Origin of the sequence: Bradyrhizobium sp. IC3195, from assembly GCF_020193585.1 — a bacterium.
GTDB classification, from domain to species: Bacteria; Pseudomonadota; Alphaproteobacteria; order Rhizobiales; family Xanthobacteraceae; genus Bradyrhizobium; species Bradyrhizobium yuanmingense.
The window spans coordinates 1-387 of record NZ_JADYVG010000109.1; the positions used below are offsets into that span (position 1 = coordinate 1).

At 51.4% G+C, this 387-nt stretch carries 1 rRNA gene; it reads left to right on the top strand.

The annotated features are described in order from the left end of the window. Nucleotides 1–387 (top strand): 23S ribosomal RNA (locus tag I6F09_RS37325); the annotation flags it as partial.

Below are 387 nucleotides of genomic sequence, written 5' to 3' on the forward strand. Positions count from 1 at the left end.
TCGGTAAGGTGATATGAACCGTTATAACCGGCGATGTCCGAATGGGGAAACCCAGTGCAATTCGTTGCACTATCGTTAACTGAATACATAGGTTAACGAGGCGAACCGGGGGAACTGAAACATCTAAGTACCCCGAGGAAAAGAAATCAACCGAGATTCCCCCAGTAGCGGCGAGCGAACGGGGAGCAGCCCAGAGTCTGAATCAGCTTGTGTGTTAGTGGAACGGTCTGGAAAGTCCGACGGTACAGGGTGATAGTCCCGTACACCAAAATGCACAGGTTGTGAACTCGAAGAGTAGGGCGGGACACGTGGTATCCTGTCTGAATATGGGGGGACCATCCTCCAAGGCTAAATACTCCTGACTGACCGATAGTGAACCAGTACCGT